The organism is Aeromonas sp. RU39B (assembly GCF_900156095.1).
In the GTDB taxonomy this organism is placed as follows: Bacteria; Pseudomonadota; Gammaproteobacteria; order Enterobacterales; family Aeromonadaceae; genus Aeromonas.
Window position 1 is genome coordinate 1 of the sequence record NZ_FTMJ01000037.1, and the last position, 1059, is coordinate 1059.

1 protein-coding gene is annotated in these 1059 nt (G+C 58.4%); it reads right to left on the minus strand.

Translation table 11 applies throughout. From position 1 onward, the window contains the following. Positions 1-126: 126 nt before the first annotated feature. The coding region (locus BW958_RS20150; protein ID WP_076577687.1) for a transposase at positions 127-1059 on the minus strand (933 nt) is incomplete at its 5' end.

The window sequence follows — 1059 nt, forward strand, 5'->3', positions numbered from 1 at the left end:
AAACATGTATCACCAGTCGTAACGGGCAGGAAAAGTTAGGCTTTCGGCAAATCGACGGTTTTACACACAGCCGAACTCGCTGCCGATGATACCGGCAGGGCTCAGACCACAATCAATGAAAGCCGGTCAGTGCTTAGGATGACGACATCGCAGCTGGCCGCAGTGGTGGGCGTATTGTTGGCACAGTACCCCATCCCCCACCGCCCGAATACCTGAGCGCCGAAATACGCTAACCTGACGCAGCCAGCTGCTTTCTGCCAGATGCAAACGCTGTAATATCGGCGCAAGCTCGGCAGGAATATGGCCGCGCTTGTCATCGCGCATCGCCCGTCCGGTCCAATCGACCAGCGTCAGATAATCGGTAAACGCATACGGCAGAGCATGCTCTTGCTCGCGCTGTTTCTCGGAAAACGGCAGCAACAATGGTGGCAGCTCACCGGTTGCACGACCCAGCCGCTGGCTGATGCTGGTGTAATCGCTCTCCTCCGGCCGCTCTGCCACCTTGGCGCGCACCGGATTGAGCTCGACATAGGTCATGCACGCCAGCAATGCTGATTCGGTCAGTAGCGCCTGACTTTTGAAGCGCCCTTCCCAGAAGTGCCCCTTGCAGCCATCTTCCTGATTGGCTTGCCGTGCCAGGCTTTCGTTGAGTAGACGCACCAGCCAACTGATGGAGTAGAGTCGCTCCCGCCACTGAGCGAGTAATCCTTGTACCACGGCCAACTCCGGCTCGGTTAGCGACTCTTCCAGATACCAGCGGCGCACCAGCAGTGGCCACTGAAACAGCCCAGCCCAGCGCTCGGCTACCTCGCGGTCACTCCAGCCGGTTGCCACCTCCGGCTCGACTTTCAACACCAGATGGTAGTGGTTGTTCATCACCGCATAGGCACAGACACCAATGGCAAAGACCCGCGACAACTGACCCAGCTTGTCGACCACCCACTGGCGTCGATGCTCAAAGCTTTGGCCGGAATGGCTATCTTCGCCGCACAGAAATGCCCGGCGCACACAGCGACTGACCACGTGGTAGTAGGGCGTATCCTGCAAACTGATTTGACG